At 41.1% G+C, this 17,160-nt stretch carries 23 protein-coding genes; 7 read left to right on the top strand and 16 right to left on the bottom strand.

Annotated features, from left to right (window positions below):
- Window positions 1-232: 232 nt before the first annotated feature.
- On the bottom strand, window positions 233-502 hold the full coding sequence (locus M1E09_RS08285; RefSeq protein ID WP_456274363.1) for a hypothetical protein: 270 nt from the start codon (window positions 500-502) through the stop codon (window positions 233-235).
- Between the two features lie 111 nt (window positions 503-613).
- Here M1E09_RS08285 and M1E09_RS08280 point away from each other — a divergent pair, with 111 nt between their 5' ends.
- Window positions 614-859 carry a DNA alkylation repair protein gene (locus M1E09_RS08280; RefSeq protein ID WP_456274362.1) on the top strand — a complete coding sequence of 82 codons (246 nt, stop codon included), beginning with the start codon at window positions 614-616 and terminating at the stop codon, window positions 857-859.
- Window positions 860-904: 45 nt separating this feature from the next.
- On the opposite strand, the gene M1E09_RS08275 is transcribed toward M1E09_RS08280, so the two are convergent.
- The 3 genes from M1E09_RS08275 to M1E09_RS08265 all read right to left on the bottom strand — a co-directional run bounded on the left by M1E09_RS08275 (window position 905) and on the right by M1E09_RS08265 (window position 4,080).
- On the bottom strand, window positions 905-2,530 hold the full coding sequence (locus tag M1E09_RS08275; RefSeq protein ID WP_456274361.1) for an MDR family MFS transporter: 1,626 nt from the start codon (window positions 2,528-2,530) through the stop codon (window positions 905-907).
- Window positions 2,531-2,639: 109 nt separating this feature from the next.
- Window positions 2,640-3,059 carry a MarR family winged helix-turn-helix transcriptional regulator gene (locus tag M1E09_RS08270; protein WP_456274360.1) on the bottom strand — a complete coding sequence of 140 codons (420 nt, stop codon included), beginning with the start codon at window positions 3,057-3,059 and terminating at the stop codon, window positions 2,640-2,642.
- A 100-nt stretch (window positions 3,060-3,159) separates the two neighbouring features.
- A complete protein-coding gene (locus M1E09_RS08265; RefSeq protein WP_456274359.1) occupies window positions 3,160-4,080 on the bottom strand; it encodes a CobW family GTP-binding protein in 921 nt (306 codons plus the stop codon).
- Between the two features lie 113 nt (window positions 4,081-4,193).
- Here M1E09_RS08265 and M1E09_RS08260 point away from each other — a divergent pair, with 113 nt between their 5' ends.
- Both M1E09_RS08260 and M1E09_RS08255 read left to right on the top strand, forming a co-directional pair.
- Window positions 4,194-4,811, top strand: coding sequence for a class I SAM-dependent methyltransferase (locus M1E09_RS08260; RefSeq protein WP_456274358.1), 618 nt, complete (start codon window positions 4,194-4,196; stop codon window positions 4,809-4,811).
- Window positions 4,812-4,886: 75 nt separating this feature from the next.
- Window positions 4,887-5,603 (top strand): RNA-binding domain-containing protein, encoded by a 717-nt coding sequence (locus M1E09_RS08255; RefSeq protein ID WP_456274357.1) that lies wholly within the window; start codon window positions 4,887-4,889, stop codon window positions 5,601-5,603.
- A gap of 106 nt (window positions 5,604-5,709) precedes the next feature.
- On the opposite strand, the gene M1E09_RS08250 is transcribed toward M1E09_RS08255, so the two are convergent.
- From M1E09_RS08250 to deoD, 5 genes are all read right to left on the bottom strand, one after another.
- On the bottom strand, window positions 5,710-6,663 hold the full coding sequence (locus M1E09_RS08250; protein WP_456274356.1) for an LCP family protein: 954 nt from the start codon (window positions 6,661-6,663) through the stop codon (window positions 5,710-5,712).
- A gap of 207 nt (window positions 6,664-6,870) precedes the next feature.
- Window positions 6,871-8,349 (bottom strand): lmo1851 family serine protease, encoded by a 1,479-nt coding sequence (locus M1E09_RS08245; protein WP_456274355.1) that lies wholly within the window; start codon window positions 8,347-8,349, stop codon window positions 6,871-6,873.
- A 171-nt stretch (window positions 8,350-8,520) separates the two neighbouring features.
- Entirely contained in the window at window positions 8,521-9,108 is a 588-nt protein-coding gene (locus M1E09_RS08240; protein WP_456274354.1) for a YitT family protein, read from the bottom strand.
- Between the two features lie 463 nt (window positions 9,109-9,571).
- On the bottom strand, window positions 9,572-10,492 hold the full coding sequence (locus M1E09_RS08235) for a M15 family metallopeptidase (RefSeq protein WP_456274353.1): 921 nt from the start codon (window positions 10,490-10,492) through the stop codon (window positions 9,572-9,574).
- A 153-nt stretch (window positions 10,493-10,645) separates the two neighbouring features.
- On the bottom strand, window positions 10,646-11,347 hold the full coding sequence (gene deoD / locus M1E09_RS08230; RefSeq protein ID WP_456274352.1) for a purine-nucleoside phosphorylase: 702 nt from the start codon (window positions 11,345-11,347) through the stop codon (window positions 10,646-10,648).
- A gap of 168 nt (window positions 11,348-11,515) precedes the next feature.
- On the opposite strand from deoD, the gene M1E09_RS08225 reads away from it, so the two are divergent.
- Together M1E09_RS08225 and M1E09_RS08220 are read left to right on the top strand one after the other, a co-directional pair.
- The gene (locus tag M1E09_RS08225) at window positions 11,516-11,644 is read left to right on the top strand and encodes a hypothetical protein (RefSeq protein WP_456274351.1); all 129 of its coding nucleotides are present in this window, start codon (window positions 11,516-11,518) and stop codon (window positions 11,642-11,644) included.
- Window positions 11,645-11,649: 5 nt separating this feature from the next.
- Complete coding sequence (locus tag M1E09_RS08220; RefSeq protein WP_456274350.1) at window positions 11,650-11,793, top strand: hypothetical protein; 144 nt, start codon at window positions 11,650-11,652, stop codon at window positions 11,791-11,793.
- Between the two features lie 313 nt (window positions 11,794-12,106).
- On the opposite strand, the gene M1E09_RS08215 is transcribed toward M1E09_RS08220, so the two are convergent.
- The 4 genes from M1E09_RS08215 to M1E09_RS08200 form a co-directional block, all read right to left on the bottom strand.
- Window positions 12,107-12,427 carry a YodL domain-containing protein gene (locus M1E09_RS08215; protein WP_456274348.1) on the bottom strand — a complete coding sequence of 107 codons (321 nt, stop codon included), beginning with the start codon at window positions 12,425-12,427 and terminating at the stop codon, window positions 12,107-12,109.
- A gap of 95 nt (window positions 12,428-12,522) precedes the next feature.
- Window positions 12,523-13,293: a sporulation protein gene (locus M1E09_RS08210; protein ID WP_456274347.1), complete on the bottom strand. Its 771-nt coding sequence runs from the start codon at window positions 13,291-13,293 to the stop codon at window positions 12,523-12,525.
- Window positions 13,294-13,310: 17 nt separating this feature from the next.
- Complete coding sequence (locus M1E09_RS08205) at window positions 13,311-14,099, bottom strand: serine/threonine protein kinase (RefSeq protein WP_456274346.1); 789 nt, start codon at window positions 14,097-14,099, stop codon at window positions 13,311-13,313.
- 5 nt (window positions 14,100-14,104) lie between these two features.
- Window positions 14,105-14,278 carry a hypothetical protein gene (locus M1E09_RS08200; protein WP_456274345.1) on the bottom strand — a complete coding sequence of 58 codons (174 nt, stop codon included), beginning with the start codon at window positions 14,276-14,278 and terminating at the stop codon, window positions 14,105-14,107.
- A 69-nt stretch (window positions 14,279-14,347) separates the two neighbouring features.
- On the opposite strand from M1E09_RS08200, the gene M1E09_RS08195 reads away from it, so the two are divergent.
- On the top strand, window positions 14,348-15,448 hold the full coding sequence (locus tag M1E09_RS08195; RefSeq protein WP_456274344.1) for a DUF2515 family protein: 1,101 nt from the start codon (window positions 14,348-14,350) through the stop codon (window positions 15,446-15,448).
- 66 nt (window positions 15,449-15,514) lie between these two features.
- Here the strand turns inward: M1E09_RS08195 and M1E09_RS08190 are convergent, their stop codons facing one another.
- Window positions 15,515-15,694, bottom strand: a complete 180-nt coding sequence (locus M1E09_RS08190) for a YozD family protein (protein ID WP_456274343.1) — start codon at window positions 15,692-15,694, stop codon at window positions 15,515-15,517.
- 135 nt (window positions 15,695-15,829) lie between these two features.
- On the opposite strand from M1E09_RS08190, the gene M1E09_RS08185 reads away from it, so the two are divergent.
- On the top strand, window positions 15,830-15,982 hold the full coding sequence (locus M1E09_RS08185; protein WP_456274342.1) for a hypothetical protein: 153 nt from the start codon (window positions 15,830-15,832) through the stop codon (window positions 15,980-15,982).
- Here M1E09_RS08185 and M1E09_RS08180 read toward each other — a convergent pair.
- Both M1E09_RS08180 and M1E09_RS08175 read right to left on the bottom strand, forming a co-directional pair.
- Entirely contained in the window at window positions 15,979-16,632 is a 654-nt protein-coding gene (locus tag M1E09_RS08180) for a hypothetical protein (protein ID WP_456274341.1), read from the bottom strand. The genes M1E09_RS08185 and M1E09_RS08180 overlap by 4 nt on opposite strands.
- 219 nt (window positions 16,633-16,851) lie before the next feature.
- Window positions 16,852-17,073, bottom strand: a complete 222-nt coding sequence (locus M1E09_RS08175) for a YozE family protein (RefSeq protein ID WP_456274340.1) — start codon at window positions 17,071-17,073, stop codon at window positions 16,852-16,854.
- Between the last annotated feature and the right edge of the window lie 87 nt (window positions 17,074-17,160).

The following is a 17,160-nucleotide window of genomic DNA, read 5'->3' as shown; positions in this document are numbered from 1 at the left end:
ACACCAGGATATTTACTATTCTTTGAAAATACTAATATAGTAAATTGTCTGAAAAAGTGATAGCTAACCTGCTTAAAATGTTATCCCACACAAATTTCCTACTTCTAGAAAAACTGGTTTATCATGCACTAGCACCCACTATTTGGCAAAATAACATGATTGACAGCCTCGAATAACTCTGCAGATTTTATCATTTATAACATTTAGTTTTCATATGTGAAAATTTAAATTTCTATGTATTCCGCAAGTCTTGCAATAGGCTGGTATGCAATTGTATCAGTTGGAGCTTGGCTTCGGCAGATAGAGTAGATTCCAGGATACGCTTCACAGCGAAATAATATTTTATCTCCTTATTCTTTCTAATACGGGGATGGCTGTTTTCATCAAGTAATTCTCTAAGGATGGCTTCCTTTAATACATCACCAGGTTCTGTTCTCTCTTGGTTTAAAGAACGGTGGTTCCAGATTGATTTGTACGCTTTCAGCATTTCAGTCGATTTCATATCCTCACCCTTTCGATATACATATTTTTTGTAAAATTTTCTAATACTACTTTCAAGAGAACAACTATCTCTAAGGTTGAAGACGTACTAAATAAGAAAGGTGGTAATTACATGGGAACACCCTATCGCTGTCCCAACTGCAAGACCAACCGATCCAGATTCAACATTATACAGCAGGTGCCGCAAAGTGTGAAATTGGATCCAAACTCAGGTAATATTGTAGAACAGTATGAAAATAACAATGTTGATCCTTTCCACATTGCCTATAAGGGGCCTGAAATCAAGGTACAATGTGCTGCTTGCGGACTGGTGGAGGATGAAAGAACCTTCAAGAAATTTGGAGAGAGCATGAGTTAATAAAAGAAGCGGTCCCCCTATGCTGGAGACCGCTCTAGTTCATTATTATTTGTATTCACTTACTGGTTCCACTTTTTTGAATTCCTTTTTTTCTTCATCTTTATTTGTCATGCGCAGCGGAATCTCTTTTAAGAAGAATGTTAGCAAAAACCCTGCTGAAAGAACAATTGCCCCAATCAAGAATACATTCGTCAGGGAATAGCTTAGTGAATCACGGACGATTTCCATCATCTTTCCAAAGACTTCCTGCATTTCCGGCGGCAGGGCTTGCTGCATTTCCTGGAGTTTCTCTCCGTTCATCAAGCTTTGCGGATTTTGAAGAGACTGTAACTGAGCCGCCGTTTCAGGAGAAAGGCTTCCCAGATTAGCTGTTTCTTTCAACGTGGACATTTCTTCAGCCATCTTAGAACTCATGGAATTATTCATGACTGTCCCCATGATGGCAACACCTACAGTTCCGCCTATTTGTCTGAATAATTGAGTCGCAGCAGTTGCTACACCAAGATATTGATGTTGTACCGCATTTTGAACGGTCAAGGTGAACACTGGAAAAGCTAACCCCAATCCTCCGCCTACAATGATCATATTGATTACCGCAGTGGTGTTGGTTGTGTTTGTATCCATCATGGAAAGGGAAGCCAATCCGCAACCCATTACGAATAATCCTGTAAGCGCGATTAACTTATACTTACCTGTTTTCGTAATGAGCTGCCCGCCTATTGCTGAAGCAAATACCATGCTCAGCGTCATCGGCATCATCACGAAACCGGATTTTGTCGCGGACGTTCCAATGACACCTTGTATAAAGAAGGGCATATACATAATAGCTCCAAACATGCCTGCTCCAAGAATAAACCCAATGATATTTGAGAGGGTGAAGATTTGATTTTTAAATAAATGGAGCGGGAGTACCGGGTTCGCCGCTTTTTTCTCTGTAATGAGAAAGAAAATCAAGGCAGTTAAGGTAACAGCAAATAATCCGATGATTGGGAGCGACACCCACTCATAATCATTTCCACCCCAAGTGAATGCAAGGAGCAAAGGAACAATCGTCAAGGAAAGCATAAGCGATCCAAGATAATCGACCTTTTTCCTTTCCTGAACCGCTTGAGAAGGGAACAGCTTCCATATCATAATGAAAGCAACCAAACCAACCGGGAGGAAAACCCAAAATACCCAATGCCACTCAGCATTATCAACAATCCAGCCTCCAAGTGTAGGGCCAAACACACTCGCCAAACCAAAAATACCGCTCATCAAGCCCTGCCACCTACCTCTTTCCCTTGGGGCGAACAAGTCACCGACAGCCGTAAAGGAAGTTGACATGATCATTCCGGCACCAAACCCTTGAATCCCCCGGTAAATAATCAATTCAATTATCGATGTTGAAAGACCATTCATAAATGAGCCTATAGTGAAGACTCCGATCCCTATTAATATAAATGGTTTACGGCCATACATATCAGAAAGCTTTCCTACAAGGATTGCCGTTACTGAAGAAGTTAGCATGAAGATGGTAAAAATCCAGCTATAGTACTCCATCCCGCCTAAATCAGCAATGATTGTCGGAAGAGCAGTGCCGACGATCGTCTGGTTTAAAGCGGCAAAAAGCATAGCAGACATGATAGCCATCATAATTAAAATCTTTTTCTTCTGCTCTAAGTGTTCCATATAAATCCCCCGTTCACTTTATTAATAATATAAATATTTAACCTAATTAACTTTTACACATAAGGAAAGGGTAACTTTAAATATCAAAAAGTTATCCCTTCCATTAAATCTATGATTTTGTTTTATAAAGTTTTGTAAATAACTCGATCAATTGGTGTAATTCTTCTTCTGAAAAAGTACCAAACTTCTCCTGAAAATACTGTGTCTTGTTTTCTTCACATTTATGGAGTATTTCTTTACCCTCAGGAGTAAGAGCCAATTCAACTACACGTCTGTCCACAGATGATCTCTGCCTTGTCATATAGCCTTTCTCTGTCAGGCCATCTGTCACACTCGTGATATGGCTGGCAGAAACCTCCATTATGTTTGAAAGATCAGATGCTTTCATAGGCCCGTTTTCAGAAAGATTTTTCAAGACCAAAACCTCTCCGCCCGATAAATATTTCCCATTAAGTTTGGCGATATCATGTTTCATCATACGAAACACGCCGCGGAATAATTGTTCTAATTGGGACATTTCATTTTTCAATACTATCTTACACCTTTCGTTGGCAAGGAAAATAGTTCAGTTAGTTAACTATTTAATCTTACGACAATTTAACATTCAGGTCAACCCGTATCAGACCGTTTCAATGTTGTTTTTCAATCAGTCTCAACTCTTTTTCTAACATGGCTTTATCCAGGGCTTCCCCTATCACAACCAGCGTTTTAGGCATATTCATATCCTCAGGAAGCAGAAGAGGCATGCCGTATGAATATTGAAACATAAAAGGATACCGTCTTCCAGCAAACGGTATGTATCCTTTCATTCTATAAATGGTATCAGGCAGATTTCTTATCCATTCCTCAAAGTCGGTCTGTGAGACTTCTCCTTCAAAAGTATGGACATAGGCCTGAAGATTAAGCTGGTGTCCAATCCCACTCTTCTCTCTTTCTTTTGGCATACTCCCCCCCTGCAGTTTGAGCAAGTCAGATGAAGAAACCTTACTGTAGTTGGTCATGATCAATTTAGCAGAGGGATTGATTTGCTGAATTTCAAAAAGAGCCGTCCCTTTTTCCATCTCTGTCAACAAATCTTCTTTATTGAAGACAAGTAAATGAGCATGCTTTATTTGTTCCCTCATCAACTGAAGGACTTGGGGACTATAGGCCTTTCTCGAAACCCACTGCTTGCCATCAACCACCGTTATAATTCCTTTAAAATGAAAGCGATCCGCAAATAAAGGCGACAGTACTGCATCCACAACTTCAACTGGATGAGCTGCACCGGTTGTTTCAATCACTAGTACGTCAAATTCACCCTGGAATAAGAGCTCCTGGAGCTGTGATTCCAATTTATCTTGAATAGAACAACAAATGCATCCATCGAGAAGTTCTTTGAGCGGCGTACCACCTTCTACTTCTTGTGAGTCAATGGAGACACTCCCAAGTTCATTCATCAATACTGCAGGTTTTAGGTTTTTTTCCTTTAATGACGTAATAACATTTTTTAATAATGTCGTTTTTCCGCTTCCGAGGAAACCGGAAAGCAAATATACATCTTTTGTCATCCAAACTCTTCCTTTCAACATCCTTCTTCTAGTCATTCTAGTTCAATACCGGCCGTATTACAATCATCACCTTCACTTTGGTATAATGAAGTCTAATAAGGAGGACGATTAGTTTGCTTGAATTAACAGGAGAAAGAGTCATTCCAGAACAAATGGACCCAATGAATGGTATGCTGCTTGAGCATTTGGCCAGATACTATTTTGCGGTGGAGTATGCAAAGGGAAGAGTACTTGATATAGCGTGTGGCACCGGTTACGGTTCAAAGATCATTGCCAAGGCCCAAAAGGCCGTTTTATCAGAGATAGTGGCAGTTGATCATGATGAGAAGACACTCTCACATGCAAAAGCCAAGCATTATCATCCTCTTATTAAGTACGTGATGGAAAATGCGGCTGATTCGAAACTCCCCGGAAAATTAGGAAAGTTTGACCTGATTATTAGTTTCGAAACACTCGAACACCTTGAAGATGAGGAAAGATTTATGGATAACCTATATCAGTTATTAAAACCCGGGGGTACCCTCATTATCTCTACACCCTTTGGAGCAGGCAGAGGGCAACCGACCAATGAGCCTTATCATGTACATCAATTAACGGAAAATGAGTTTAAAGATCTCTTTGACCATTTTTGCGAAAAAGAGTTTTATTATCAGCGAAGTGTATTAATTGAGCCAAAAAGAGAAGGAAAACATTATCCTTTCTGCCTCGCAGTCTGTAAGAAGCGGCTGTAAAAAATCAGAACTGCAGGAAAATGATACATGTACTCGCATACAATGAATTATAACCCCAGGAAAGGGATTGTGTGTATGTACTACGAGCATATTGTTCCTGTTAATCTGAAAATTTTCTTGCAATCACCCTCACATGTGAATTTAAAAAACCTCTTTCTAACGAACACAGGGGAAACAGATTACCTTGACTTCAAAGCCAAATGGACGAATTGGACAAAGATGGCAAAGCATATTCTTGCAATAGCAAACACTGGCGGAGGTGCAATTATTATAGGGGTCGGTCAATTGGACGACGGATCGATCAATTTGAGGGGATTGACAGAAGAAGAATATATGGACAAGGCAGACATAGATAATAAACTTCAGCATATGCTGCCTAAGTACTTAAAATATCGAACGGAGGACTTTCTTTTCACTGAAGAAAGTGAACCTTCGCTACATTCAAAGTTGTTTCAAGTTCTCATGATTGAATACGATCCTAAATACATACCCTATACTTCCATTGCAGCCGGAGGCGATCTCCGCTACAATGCTATCTATTTGCGGCAAGGTACCAAATCCGTAGAAGCTACCCATGATAAACTATTGGAGATCATCCTCCGCAAAGTCCATGCCGGGAATACTGACAACAGGGAGATGACTTTAAAAGAACATCTGGAACAGCTGCAAACCCTTTTCATTGTGAAGAAAAAAGCACAAGACTTAAGTTACCGCCACTATTTGGAAGGGCTCATTCTAAAAAAACAAGAAAAGGTTGAGATGCTGATGGGCGTTCATATTAAGAAGGATTGACATCTTTTTGGATAAACCCTGACAACAAGATGATTACTTGTGGTCAGAACCTCAGCTTCCCATTATTCTGCATGTTGTGCAGTCTTGCCAAGGCACTCCCTATGTTCTAAGGATGGAAGAATTCCGCTGCTGCCTCTGCATTAGCCTGTGCATCCAGTTCTAAAACGAGACCGGCATCGTTTGTCATCACATTCTTATAGCTATCCTCAACTGGAATCCTGATTGAATCAAACGTATCGATGGGATTAAGCATAGATGACATCCCCAGACTCAAAAGATCCCCTAACTCCAAATCGGTTTCTATAGCCTTTTTACCTTCTTTCATCAACGATGAGACAGTCTGGATCCCTTCACCGTTTGCCAGCTTTTCCATAACAGCTTTTTGAACTTTCCCAAGGACTTCCTGCTGTCTTCTCACCCTGCCGAAATCACTATCACTATCCTTACGAAAACGGACGTAATTCAATAACTGCTGGCCATGCAGAACATGCTTGCCAGGCTCCATCTCCCATTTCCAATGATTAATCATTTCTGCAGGCACATCCACTTCCACCCCTTGAGGCAGAACCTTATCGATAAACCCCACGAATCCTTGAAAATCTATTTTTACCACACGGTCAGTTTTCACTTTAAAGTTTTCCTCTATTGTCTCTTGCAATAGAGCTTCTCCTCCCCAGGAAAAGGCATGATTGATCTTGCTCATCCCATGGCCCGGTATGAAAACATAGGAATCCCGCATGATGGACATTATTTTCGCTTTCTTTGAACCGGCATCATATTGGGCAACCATGATCGTATCTGCTCTTGAAGATTCATTTCCTCTTTGATCTGATCCAATAATCAGTACATTGAGAGGTTCTTCTTTTTTTGAAAACAGATTCAACCCTTCTTTTTGTTCTGCTTTATCATTACTATCTGTCTTGGCTATTTTCTGATCGATTGTACTTTCTGATTTTAAGTCAGCATCATTATTTGTAATTTCTCTCGTCCAGTCATCGGCACAGCTGTGAATGATCAAAAAACAAACGGCAACCTGTACAACTCTTCTGATTGTTTTCAAATTGACCACCTTCTTTAATATAGACTGTTATCATTGTGGGTTAGAAAAGCACTTCCTATACTATAAAAAACGCGAGCGCCTCGTTAGCCAATCAGGCACTGGAGATGGATTTGGAACACCACTTAATTTCGACCCCCAATCTTTTACTTTCTTACCTAACAAAAAAGCTTGCCGGACTTATGCCCGGCAAGCTCTGAAGAAGAGAGGTTACTGCTTTATCTGCTCAGATAGCACCTCAACTGCTTTATTCACTTGTGTATCATTTTGTTCTATCAGGTTTCTCATGTTTTCCATCAGTTTCAAAATACTTTCACTGTTGAGAGTACCAGTCACTTCAAGTTTTTCTGCCTCTTGGAATGCCTTAACCGCTTCAGTCGTTTCTTCATCGAAGAATCCATCGGCTTTCCCTGGTTCATAGCCGGCTGCTTTAAGCATTTCTTCAGCGGCTTTAACCTGATCAGACAAATCCGATTCCTTCAATTCTTTATCCGGATTGATATAAGGCAGTTCCGCATAGGCTGGCAATGTAACTTCATAGTCCGGCTTGATACCTTTTTCATGGATCCATGTTCCTTCAGGAGTCAGCCACTTTGCAGTCGTGAATTTCATATTTGAGCCGTCTGTGAAACTTTCAGATGTTTGAACCGTTCCTTTTCCGAAAGAATTCACACCAATCAGAGGGATATCCGATGATTCGCTTACGGCTGCTGCAAGGATTTCAGAAGCACTCGCACTTCCTTTATCGATAAGGACAGTCACAGGCACATCAATTTTTTGGCCGCCTTCAGATACTATTTGTTCTGTGTTGCCTTCATTATCTTCAACCTTTAGAAGAACTTCTCCTTCAGGCACGAACAGAGAGGAAATCTTGATCGCCTGGTCTAACAGTCCGCCAGGGTTTTGCCTTACATCGATAATGAGCCCTTTCATCCCCTGTTCCTTCATTTCCTGAAGAGCTTCCGTCAACTCTTTATAAGTGTCATCCGAGAAACTGGTTATTTGGACTTTGGCAATTCCATTATCAAGCATTTCAGCGTAAACCGTTTCCAGTGGAATTTCATCTCTTGTAATTTTCACTTCTGTCGGCTCATCTGCACCAGGACGCTGAATGGTCAAGGTCACATCTGTACCTTTTTCTCCTCTGATTTTCAATACAGCATCCGTTACACTAAGACCTTGAATGCTCTCACCATCGACTTCAAGAATCTTATCATTTGGACGAAGCCCTGCTTTTTCGGCTGGAGATCCTTTTATCGGTGACACGATTGTAATGTGCCCGTCCTTTTCCTGGATTTCGGCACCAATCCCCTCAAAGGAAGAAGTGATGCTCTCTTCGAATCTCTTTGCCTCTTCTTGATTCATATAGTCAGAATAAGGATCCTCCAGAGACTCAAGCATTCCATTAATCGCGCCGTTCACAAGGTCTTCCTGTTCTAAATCCTTATAATAATTGCTGTTCAAAGCATCGTATGCTTCATAAAGCTTCTGGAATTCATTTCTTTCCGATACCCCCACATTCACTGCTTTTTCATCACCAAAAGCTAATGCAAAGGTTGTAATACCAGCGGTTGCGAATACCAGAAAAAATATTAACATTACAAATTGAAATTTGCGGATTTTAATAAATCCTGATGTGTTTTGTTCATTCACTTCATTATTAGTGCTCTGATCCTGCTCCTTGTCCATCAACTATCACCACTTTCATTGCATGTCTTGCTAGCATATTTTCCTTAGAATAGCATGTTTTCTGAATTATTGACACTTTTTTTGCACTTTGCCCCATCCCGGAATACCACTGTGGAAACGGGTACGCAGATGTCTGAATTGCATCTTACTCATTTTATCAGGTTTTAAAATTTATCGAAAGGAATATCCCTTCCGCTTATTATTATGGGTTAAAAGGGCTGTAAAAAAACCAACTGTACTGACAGCAAGCAGTGAATGAAAGAATGAATTGGCACCAATAAGGGTAAATCCGCCAAGCAACACAAGGGTATCAATAATAAAGATGATAATTCCGACATTCCATCCAGTGCTTTTCCCGATAATCTGGGCAAGCAGGTCCGTGCCCCCTGTCGCAGCTTCCGCCAAGAGCATCAAACCAATTCCGACACCGACAAAAGCCCCTCCTGCCAAAGCAGCAGCGATTGGTATCATGTTTATCTTTTGAGACAGCGGCTGGAGCATGTCTATCAATAATGAAGACAGCCAGAGTCCATGGATGCTTTTGTAAAATAAACTCCGGTCAAAGAAAAAGGCAAGTATATATAAGGGTATACTCAACACGACAATGGTAAGACCCGGTTTCAGGTCCAGCCAATAGTGACTGATTAAACCGATTCCGATCATTCCGCCATCCAAAAAATGCTGAGGGACGAAAAAAGCGTTTATGCCGATAGCCACCAACAGGCTTCCCAGTATGATTTGCAGATAGAGTTTGTACATTTTCTTCCCCCCTGAAAAACTAATCCCCCAATAACCGCAGAGTATCTTGTCTCACATTCTAAGGTGATTTTTATAAGAAAGCAGATCACCTTATTTAAGGTATATGACTTCCTGACTGGTTTTATTTGTCCAAGCTAAATAAAACGTTTTAGCACCTTCCTTCATAAAAAAACGCTCCTTTCGCAAAGATTGTGACTGTTTAAAAGTGATGGATTTCCGCTCCAGGCGCACGACTCCGCGGGGCGGGCGGTGAGCCTCCTCGGCTTCGCCTGCGGGGTTACGTTCCAGTGGGTACGTAACCTTGGTCTCACCTGTCCCGCTAGTCCCGCAGGAGGTCGCACGCCTTCCGCTCCAATCCTCCTACGTTATAGGGTAGAGGGTTAAATAGCATTAAAAGCAACAATCTTTTAGAAAAGAGCCTAAAAAAAGACCTGCAGAATATATCACTGCAAGTCTTTACCGGTTATATTTTTTTGACATTGTTAAAATATTCTTCAAGGGTCCAGTCATTTTCATAAATGACTTTTGCAGGTTCTTTCCCTACATAACGGAAATGCCATGGTTCATATTGATAGCCGGTAATATCTTCTTTTCCTCTCGGATATCTTAAGATGAATCCAAATGTATGAGCATTCTTCTTAAGCCATTTCCCTTCCGGTGTATTTTCGAAAGGAATACTTACCTGAAAATCATTGCTTTTGCTGGAAATATCCATTGCAAGACCTGATTGATGCTCACTGTTCCCCGGAGGCGCAACAGCTTTCACAGCTTTTTCTTCACCAAATTGCTTAATTTCCCTTTGTAGAAGTGCTTCCTGGTATTGATAGGAGCGATAGCCGGAAATAGCCGTCAAATAAATGCCTTGCTGCTTTGCTGCAGAAAACATCTCTTCTAAAGCAGCTGCTGCTTCCGCCCGGATGTATGCTTTTTCGATGTCCTGATTTCCAAATACGAATGGAACATCGGGCCTGACCAGATCCTCTGGCTTATAGTCGCCAGTAAGGCCAAACTCTTTATTGATGAGTGCCAAAGTATTTGCCGGATTGGTAATCACTTTTTTACCCTCAACTGTTTTTACGTCATTGAAAAACTGAGATTCCAATTGCAATGAAGGGGGAATATTTTCTTCATCAGCAGGTTTAGGTTCCTCATTTCCACTGCCCTCATCGATACCATTATTATCATTCTCCGGTGTTTGCGGTACCTCACTGTCATTATTCTCTTCATTCACCGTTTCATTTTCTTGATTGTCCTGAACAGGCTCTTCCTGCGGTGTGGATTGCTCCTGCTCCCCTGAGGAGAACAGATTTTTCGTCCACTCTTCTGCCTGCTGACAACCTGACAGCAGCACCACAGCAGCCGGTACCAAGATAAGCTTTTTCATTTCAGTCACCTTCTCTAACATTATCTAAACCATCATAACACTTCTTATCCATTCTGTAATCCGGATAAACATCCTATTTACTTACTTTAAAATGAGGTTTTTCTGCAGACAAAGAAAAAGGCCTGCCGATGCATGCGGCAGGCTTGGACAGATTTACTTGATAGCTGCTTCCAGAGCAACTTCGATCATGTCGTTGAAAGTCGTTTGTCTTTCTTCTGAAGTCGTTTCTTCACCAGTCAGGATGTGATCTGACACAGTCAAGACAGAAAGTGCTCTGCGGCCATATTTAGCTGCAAGTGTATAAAGTGCGGATGTTTCCATTTCAAGGGCCAGAATTCCGTATTGTGCCCACTTTTCATGCTCTGCGTTATCATTGTAGAACATGTCTGCTGTGAAGACATTTCCTACCTTCAAATTAAGCCCTTTTTGCTCACCTGCATCATGTGCTCTCTTCAACAATGAGAAGTCTGCAGTAGGAGCATAGTCAATACCGTTGAAAGTCAGGCGGTTCATTTGCGAATCTGTAGAAGCACTCATTGCAAGAATGACATCTCTCACTTTTACATCCTTTTGTATCGCCCCGCAAGTTCCCACGCGGATCAGGTTCTGTACATTATAGCTTTGCATCAGTTCATTGATGTAGATAGAAATGGATGGCACACCCATTCCTGTTCCTTGTACTGAAATTCGCTTTCCTTTATAAGTCCCTGTGTATCCAAACATATTTCTCACTTCGTTATAGCAAACCGGATTTTCCAAAAACGTCTCTGCGATATACTTGGCACGTAGAGGATCTCCAGGCAGAAGGACCGTTTCTGCTATTTCATTTTCTTTAGCGCCGATATGTATGCTCATTAAAAATTCCTCCTATTGAAAGTTCTAAAAATCTCATACCTATAGCTTTCTTATTTTCCCTAAGGCTATGCATGAACATTGTAAGCTTTTTTGCCAATTCATGCAACGAACTCACTTTGAGGATAAGGACGAAGGATCTGGCTAAAATAATCCTAAGGAGGGATTACCATGGCTAAAGAAAAAATGAGCAAAAAACTTCAGCAGGCAGTAGAATATGCCAATAATACAAATCCATCTTCACGGTCCAGAAATCAGCCTAACTCTTCGAAAACTGAAAGATTCAACAGCGGGAGGTAATTGATTTGGGAAAAAAACATCGGGCACGTATCAATGCACCAAAGAAAAATAACCACATACCGCCGGAAGGAATCATTGCAGAACACGAAGGACATGACAAAGAACATTCCGGCCGAAAACGAAAAAACGGTCCAGGTCATAATCAATAAAATGGGCGGAGCTGGCCATTTTACGGCCAGCTCTCTTTTTTATAAATAAGTACCCAGCTGCCTTTACTATAGACAGGGTTGCTTAGTCACTTTTGAAAGAGGACATGATTTGTTCAGCCTTCTTGAGGATTTTCTTCCTCTTATAAACTTCACCTTATTAAAACCTCTTTCACTGCCCAACTTCCACTATTATTCAAACTCGCACCTCGTGCAGACTCTTTACACGGCCCATCTTCTTCTTTTTCTCAAACTCGCACCACCTTTAGAAAACAAAAAAAATCCCCAGTCCTAAAACTGGAAATTCTTTTGCTGTTTATCTGATTATCACTCTGTTTACCTGTTTCCATCCGCCAGGTTCGAGCCTGAAGTAATAATGGCCGCGTCTGCCTTCGTCAACAAAAATGATATCACCGGTACTGATATACCTTGCCTGGTAATCACCCGGCATTCTGTCAGGAACATTGAAGAGCCTGAATGCTTCATCCAGGGCATCCATCCTGTCCTGGGCAGGTATCGAGGTACGATAGACTTTTTGGTAGCCTTTGCGCTGGCCGAATCGGGGCGTTTGAAAAATGGTAATGTCATAGGTTTTTGTGTAAGATTTTGGACGCATGATTTTTTCGAGCAATGCCATAAGAACCCCTCCGTTACTTATTGTTCTTATAGAATTAGCTCTTAGTCATGTCGAATCCTTCATAGAAAAAAGACTGCTTTTGTCGAAGCGGCAAATTAGGAAAATTGATCTAATACCCGAGTTATTTTCTCCTCCAATGCAGGCACATCTGCTGTGGAAACAGACATTCTTACCATTGATTCATCCATCTCAAGCGCCTCTGCAAGGAAGCCTCCAAATCCTCTTGCTTTCCGGTCGACTTCAAAGAGTATTTCCATAGAAGTTCCTGACTGCTTCAGGAAGACGACCTCAAGCTCATCCAGCTTTTGGCGGTAAGCTCCCGAGACCGGCACAAACTCAAATTCCTGTACAAACGGATTCTTCCCTCTCAAATGGCGGGGCGCCTGTTCACAATCAGCTTTTCTAAGCTTGAAACCGATTCTCTCCAATGCCGAAAATACTGAACCCATCAGTTCATTTGGTGAGATTTCGATATAATCTTTATCTTTAGGGTCGACGGCATTTTTTATATCCAGTCCAGTGGCCACCCACACACGAGTATTCCCAACGGTTACCGGTGTTTCATAAGGAAGCTCGAAACTTACCGGAAATTGCTTCACTTCATTTGCCTTTATGACAAAGGGCTCCGAGATCAATACTTTCTCGATACAGGCACTGTCTGTATATTTCTTGTCATCAGATTCTCTTATATAAGTTGTGAAAAGCTTCAGGTAAATGGAATCGACTTCCTGCTCGATATTTCCTCCTTTCACTTCAACAACCCCTGAAATTCTTTCTCCCGCATTGTATCGGGCTTTTTCTAATTTTGTATCAACGGATGCTGCACCAATTCCAACTGAGGCAAATACTTTATTAAAAAATGACATTTACTTTCCTTCCTTTACTAAGTTTTTTTAGTAATTGCTCTTTCCAGATACTGTGACAGTGTGCGGGAATCTTCAAAAGGCTCATCAATCTGGAGGAGCCTCCGCAAAAGAGAGATTGTTTGGGAAGCGAGTGCCAACTCCTCTTCCCAGCTGCTTTCCCTCGCACCCTCACATTCATAAGATGAATATAAAAGAAACAGCAGGAAGTGTCCTAAAGCGTAAAAATCAGCCCTGATGCTTTTTTCCCGCATATAATCTCTATGTTTCTTTGGTGAAGATGGCTTACCATCAATCTCAGCGGCCAGGCCGAAATCGATAATTTTGTAAACATCACCGTCCTGTATGATGTTCGGTATTCTCAGGTCCCGGTGTACAATTCCTTCGGCATGCAGCCTTTCAACTATTTGAATAATTTCTTTGAGTACTAATAAGGATTCTTGCTCATCGAGTCTTTTTCCTTCTTGGAAGATGAGTTTGTCAAAGGTGTCCCCTTCAAAATATTCCATTATAAGATAGGGTACTTTATCCTTCATGCCGATGCCGTAAAGCTTGGGGAAGTAAGGGTAATCCAGGCGCTCAAGGATTTCCGCTTCCCGGCGGATCAGCTTCCCGCCAGGATCAATCATACGCTTATATGGCCTGAGCCTCTTTAATACTGCCATCTGCTCTGTGTCATTATGCTTCACCAAGTAGGCCGTCCCATAACTTCCCTTTCCGAGCATGGAGTGAATCCTATAGTCTTCAACCTGGCTGCCTGTCTGCCACTCTCTCTCAAAAAAATTAATGAATTCCCTCCATATCCCCATTAGGTTCAGCTGCTGAAAAAGCTTGAGAAGGAACGGCTGCTGCCATATTTCTTTTTATAGTGGTGGTGTCCGTAGTGTTTGTGTTTATGAGATTTATAGCTTTTCCATGAATCACTTGATGAATAATGTCTTCGGTGTGACTTGCTTTTCAGTAAGTGTTTGATCAGTTTTTTCAACAAGGTAATTCCTCCTTTTTCTTTTTATACGATTAGGGATGAAAAAAGTTTCATTTTGGAGTGATTTATATCATGTTTCCTGTACTAGAAAACCTGTTAAACCCTTCTGCAAAGAAAATACGCCTTGTGCCTGCAGCTGAATTAAAGCAACTTAAAGAAACAATTCTGCAGTTCAGCCCTCCTACACCTCTGACTCTTCTCCCTGATGGCCAAAAGATCGTACGCCAAATCAGAAAAGAAACACAGCTGAAAAATGCCGACAACATCACCAGGACTAAAGCCTACCTGGACTTTTATAAAGAATGTCCTGAAATTGAATGGTCCTTTCTTGCCCATATGGTTTCCAGGAATGCCGGCTACCACATGACGGATTTAAAAGGAGAGCTGCTTCCTTCTTTGCTCCATGCGGAAGAAACATATCACTTCTTTCTGTTTCTTGAAAGAGCCAATGCCATTATATTTCAAGATGCCTACCCCCAACTCCTCCTGTATAAAAAAAGCTTGGAAGAAAAAAAGTCCCTTTTTCATTTGCTGCCAGCGTTTGGCGTTTCCAAGGTTATGAGCGTTTTATGCGAACGTTTTTGGGATCAGGGCAATAAAACTGAATTAACCACCGCATTGATCATCAACGAACAAAGCATGCTGCAAAAAAGGTTGCTATCCACTATAAATGGGGGGCACAATCTTGAAAAGCTTCTCTTCTTCCTGCAGGACAGACTTGAGGTTACGACTGTCTTTTTCCCTTATACGAAAGCGAGTTTGCCTAAACAGCCTTACTCACTCGCTGGCACAAGCATTTCACATTTTGAGGAAACGTTAAACAGAATCACAATCGGTAAAAAGCTTTACAGTATACTGTTCAAGAAAAAAAATATTTTTAATTCGGCTTTGCACTTTGCCAAGATCACTCCCCATTCAGGTTCCAGGTGTGATTACTGGCCGCAAAGCTATGTACCAAATAAAGCACAAAAAGATAAAATATACAGCCCCTGCCTGCAAGAGGTATGGGATAGGGTTGACCACTCATTTTCAAGCTCTGATTGGCTGACAAGCAAAACGATCAATCATCTGGACGCACTAATTGACCTGCCTATCCCCATAAGATTTGATGTAACTTCAAAAGGTAAACTGCTCTTAAAGATTGCAACTGAATTAAAGGCTTTTAAAACCTGAACTGGCTTCCCATTGCAGGAAGCCAGTTTGTTTGGTATGTAGCAGAGACAAAGTTCGTCTCATTAATTAATACTCATCATCATTAGGGTCTTCGTCTATGATGCACTTGTCAATCAAGTACTCAAAAGTGATATCGGCGATTTCCTCTAACTCTTCCTCTGAGGGTACATACCCTCTGCGAACAAGCTCCTGAAAGAAAAATTCCGCAATCTCTTCCGTATCAATGAACACTTCAATTTCACGCATAGTATCGCCCCCTTGTACTTCAATCTATGAGAAACAAAAGAAAGTTATGCAACCTGAAAAAAGTTTTCATATCCCCTGTTGGACAAGCATAAGTTGGAGATACAAAGAAAGAATTCCCTGAAGGAGTGATTAGAAATGGATGCTGCCAAAACACTGAAAAGCATTATTGTAGAGGATATTATGAATGATGAAGGTATAATCATTAAAGGGATGGAAACCTTGCTTAAATGGATTTTAAGAGCGTTTTTTGTTTTGAGCTTGCCAGTGTTCCTTTATTGCCTGTTCTAATCTTTCCCGATGACATCTGAACTTGAGTTAAGATGATTTTTCAACTGTTCAACTATTGAATTCATTTTCCGTTTATATTTTTTATCCTTGAATAAATAATATAAGGCTTTATAGTCATTGTAGTGGTCAAGCAGTCTGTCTACTTGACTATCATTATGGTTTCGCGGGGAAGGCAGCAATGCTTGTTCTTGTTTGGCCGGGATCACGATTCCGTACTTTTTGATGAAAACTTCAGCTTGATCATAATCCGCAATGAGTGTCAGCTCTTCCTCATCGGCTTCAAGCCACTCTCCATCCGTAATCCGTGTCAATTCGTAAATGACATCTTCCCATGCATCTTCCCTATATCTCCAGATCTCTGTCCTGAATCCGACTACTTTAAAAATGTCGCTGTCATAACCCTTCACTTTAACAAGGTCTCCGAATAAGAATCGGTATTCTATATCAATCTGTTCCTGCTCAAGCAAATAGCCATCATACTCATCAAGCAGCCGCAAGCAATCTTCCTTGAACAACCCTTCACTTTCATTGACCTCGTAAACATAATCTCCTTCCAGCAGCTTAATATTGGTCACTTTTCCGACTGTTCCATAAATCGTCACAACAACAGTATCCCCTGCCTTGAATTTTGGCTGTTTTCGCTTACCCATCTTCTCCCCTCCCCGTTGGTTGTTTGATATTATTATATGCAAACTTGTTGAATACGCGAATAACTGCAGCCTATTAAGGGAGAATTTTATCTGATTTTTTTGAAAACTGAACAATTAAATATTCGTTTATGATGCCTGACTTACACTCCTTAAAGGTTTTATAATAACAACCTGTAAAGTACAAAAAAACCGCCCCGTGTTGAGGCGGTTTCAAATGAGTTATTTCTCTTCCAATAAATATAGGTCCCATGCGTCATCGAAGAGACTCATGCTATCGAGGTAATGTCCGTTTAATTCAAGGTAGGAACTTACTTCATCATAGCTTTCAGACTGTTTCGGAAAGGCGAGGTCGTCGTATACATTGTTCGCGAATGCTGTAAGTTCATCCCTGTCGGTTGGTTGGCGGTACTTCATTAGAAAGTGGTAAAATGATTTTCTCATGGTATTCTCCTGCCCTGCTTCTTCTGTTAAGATTTAATGATTTTGCTTACATTTTATGTTGTGTGTTCGTGTTCGTTCTTTTGTATT

The sequence above is a fragment of the Bacillus sp. AK031 genome, assembly GCF_053903065.1.
The sequence above is the reverse complement of the archived record's forward strand: the minus strand, read 5'-3'. Positions and strand labels throughout refer to the sequence as shown.

Coding starts and splice junctions, on each gene's coding strand:
- M1E09_RS08190 (WP_456274343.1), bottom strand. CDS start 15,694: ATGCGTGAAATTGAAGTGTTCATTGATACGGAAGAGATTGCGGAATTT.
- M1E09_RS08205 (WP_456274346.1), bottom strand. CDS start 14,099: ATGGGGATATGGAGGGAATTCATTAATTTTTTTGAGAGAGAGTGGCAG.
- M1E09_RS08285 (WP_456274363.1), bottom strand. CDS start 502: ATGAAATCGACTGAAATGCTGAAAGCGTACAAATCAATCTGGAACCAC.
- M1E09_RS08225 (WP_456274351.1), top strand. CDS start 11,516: ATGGCTAAAGAAAAAATGAGCAAAAAACTTCAGCAGGCAGTAGAATAT.
- deoD (WP_456274352.1), bottom strand. CDS start 11,347: ATGAGCATACATATCGGCGCTAAAGAAAATGAAATAGCAGAAACGGTC.
- M1E09_RS08210 (WP_456274347.1), bottom strand. CDS start 13,293: ATGTCATTTTTTAATAAAGTATTTGCCTCAGTTGGAATTGGTGCAGCA.
- M1E09_RS08235 (WP_456274353.1), bottom strand. CDS start 10,492: ATGAAAAAGCTTATCTTGGTACCGGCTGCTGTGGTGCTGCTGTCAGGT.
- M1E09_RS08245 (WP_456274355.1), bottom strand. CDS start 8,349: ATGGACAAGGAGCAGGATCAGAGCACTAATAATGAAGTGAATGAACAA.
- M1E09_RS08195 (WP_456274344.1), top strand. CDS start 14,348: ATGTTTCCTGTACTAGAAAACCTGTTAAACCCTTCTGCAAAGAAAATA.
- M1E09_RS08240 (WP_456274354.1), bottom strand. CDS start 9,108: ATGTACAAACTCTATCTGCAAATCATACTGGGAAGCCTGTTGGTGGCT.
- M1E09_RS08280 (WP_456274362.1), top strand. CDS start 614: ATGGGAACACCCTATCGCTGTCCCAACTGCAAGACCAACCGATCCAGA.
- M1E09_RS08255 (WP_456274357.1), top strand. CDS start 4,887: ATGTACTACGAGCATATTGTTCCTGTTAATCTGAAAATTTTCTTGCAA.
- M1E09_RS08180 (WP_456274341.1), bottom strand. CDS start 16,632: ATGGGTAAGCGAAAACAGCCAAAATTCAAGGCAGGGGATACTGTTGTT.
- M1E09_RS08175 (WP_456274340.1), bottom strand. CDS start 17,073: ATGAGAAAATCATTTTACCACTTTCTAATGAAGTACCGCCAACCAACC.
- M1E09_RS08185 (WP_456274342.1), top strand. CDS start 15,830: ATGGATGCTGCCAAAACACTGAAAAGCATTATTGTAGAGGATATTATG.
- M1E09_RS08275 (WP_456274361.1), bottom strand. CDS start 2,530: ATGGAACACTTAGAGCAGAAGAAAAAGATTTTAATTATGATGGCTATC.
- M1E09_RS08215 (WP_456274348.1), bottom strand. CDS start 12,427: ATGGCATTGCTCGAAAAAATCATGCGTCCAAAATCTTACACAAAAACC.
- M1E09_RS08265 (WP_456274359.1), bottom strand. CDS start 4,080: ATGACAAAAGATGTATATTTGCTTTCCGGTTTCCTCGGAAGCGGAAAA.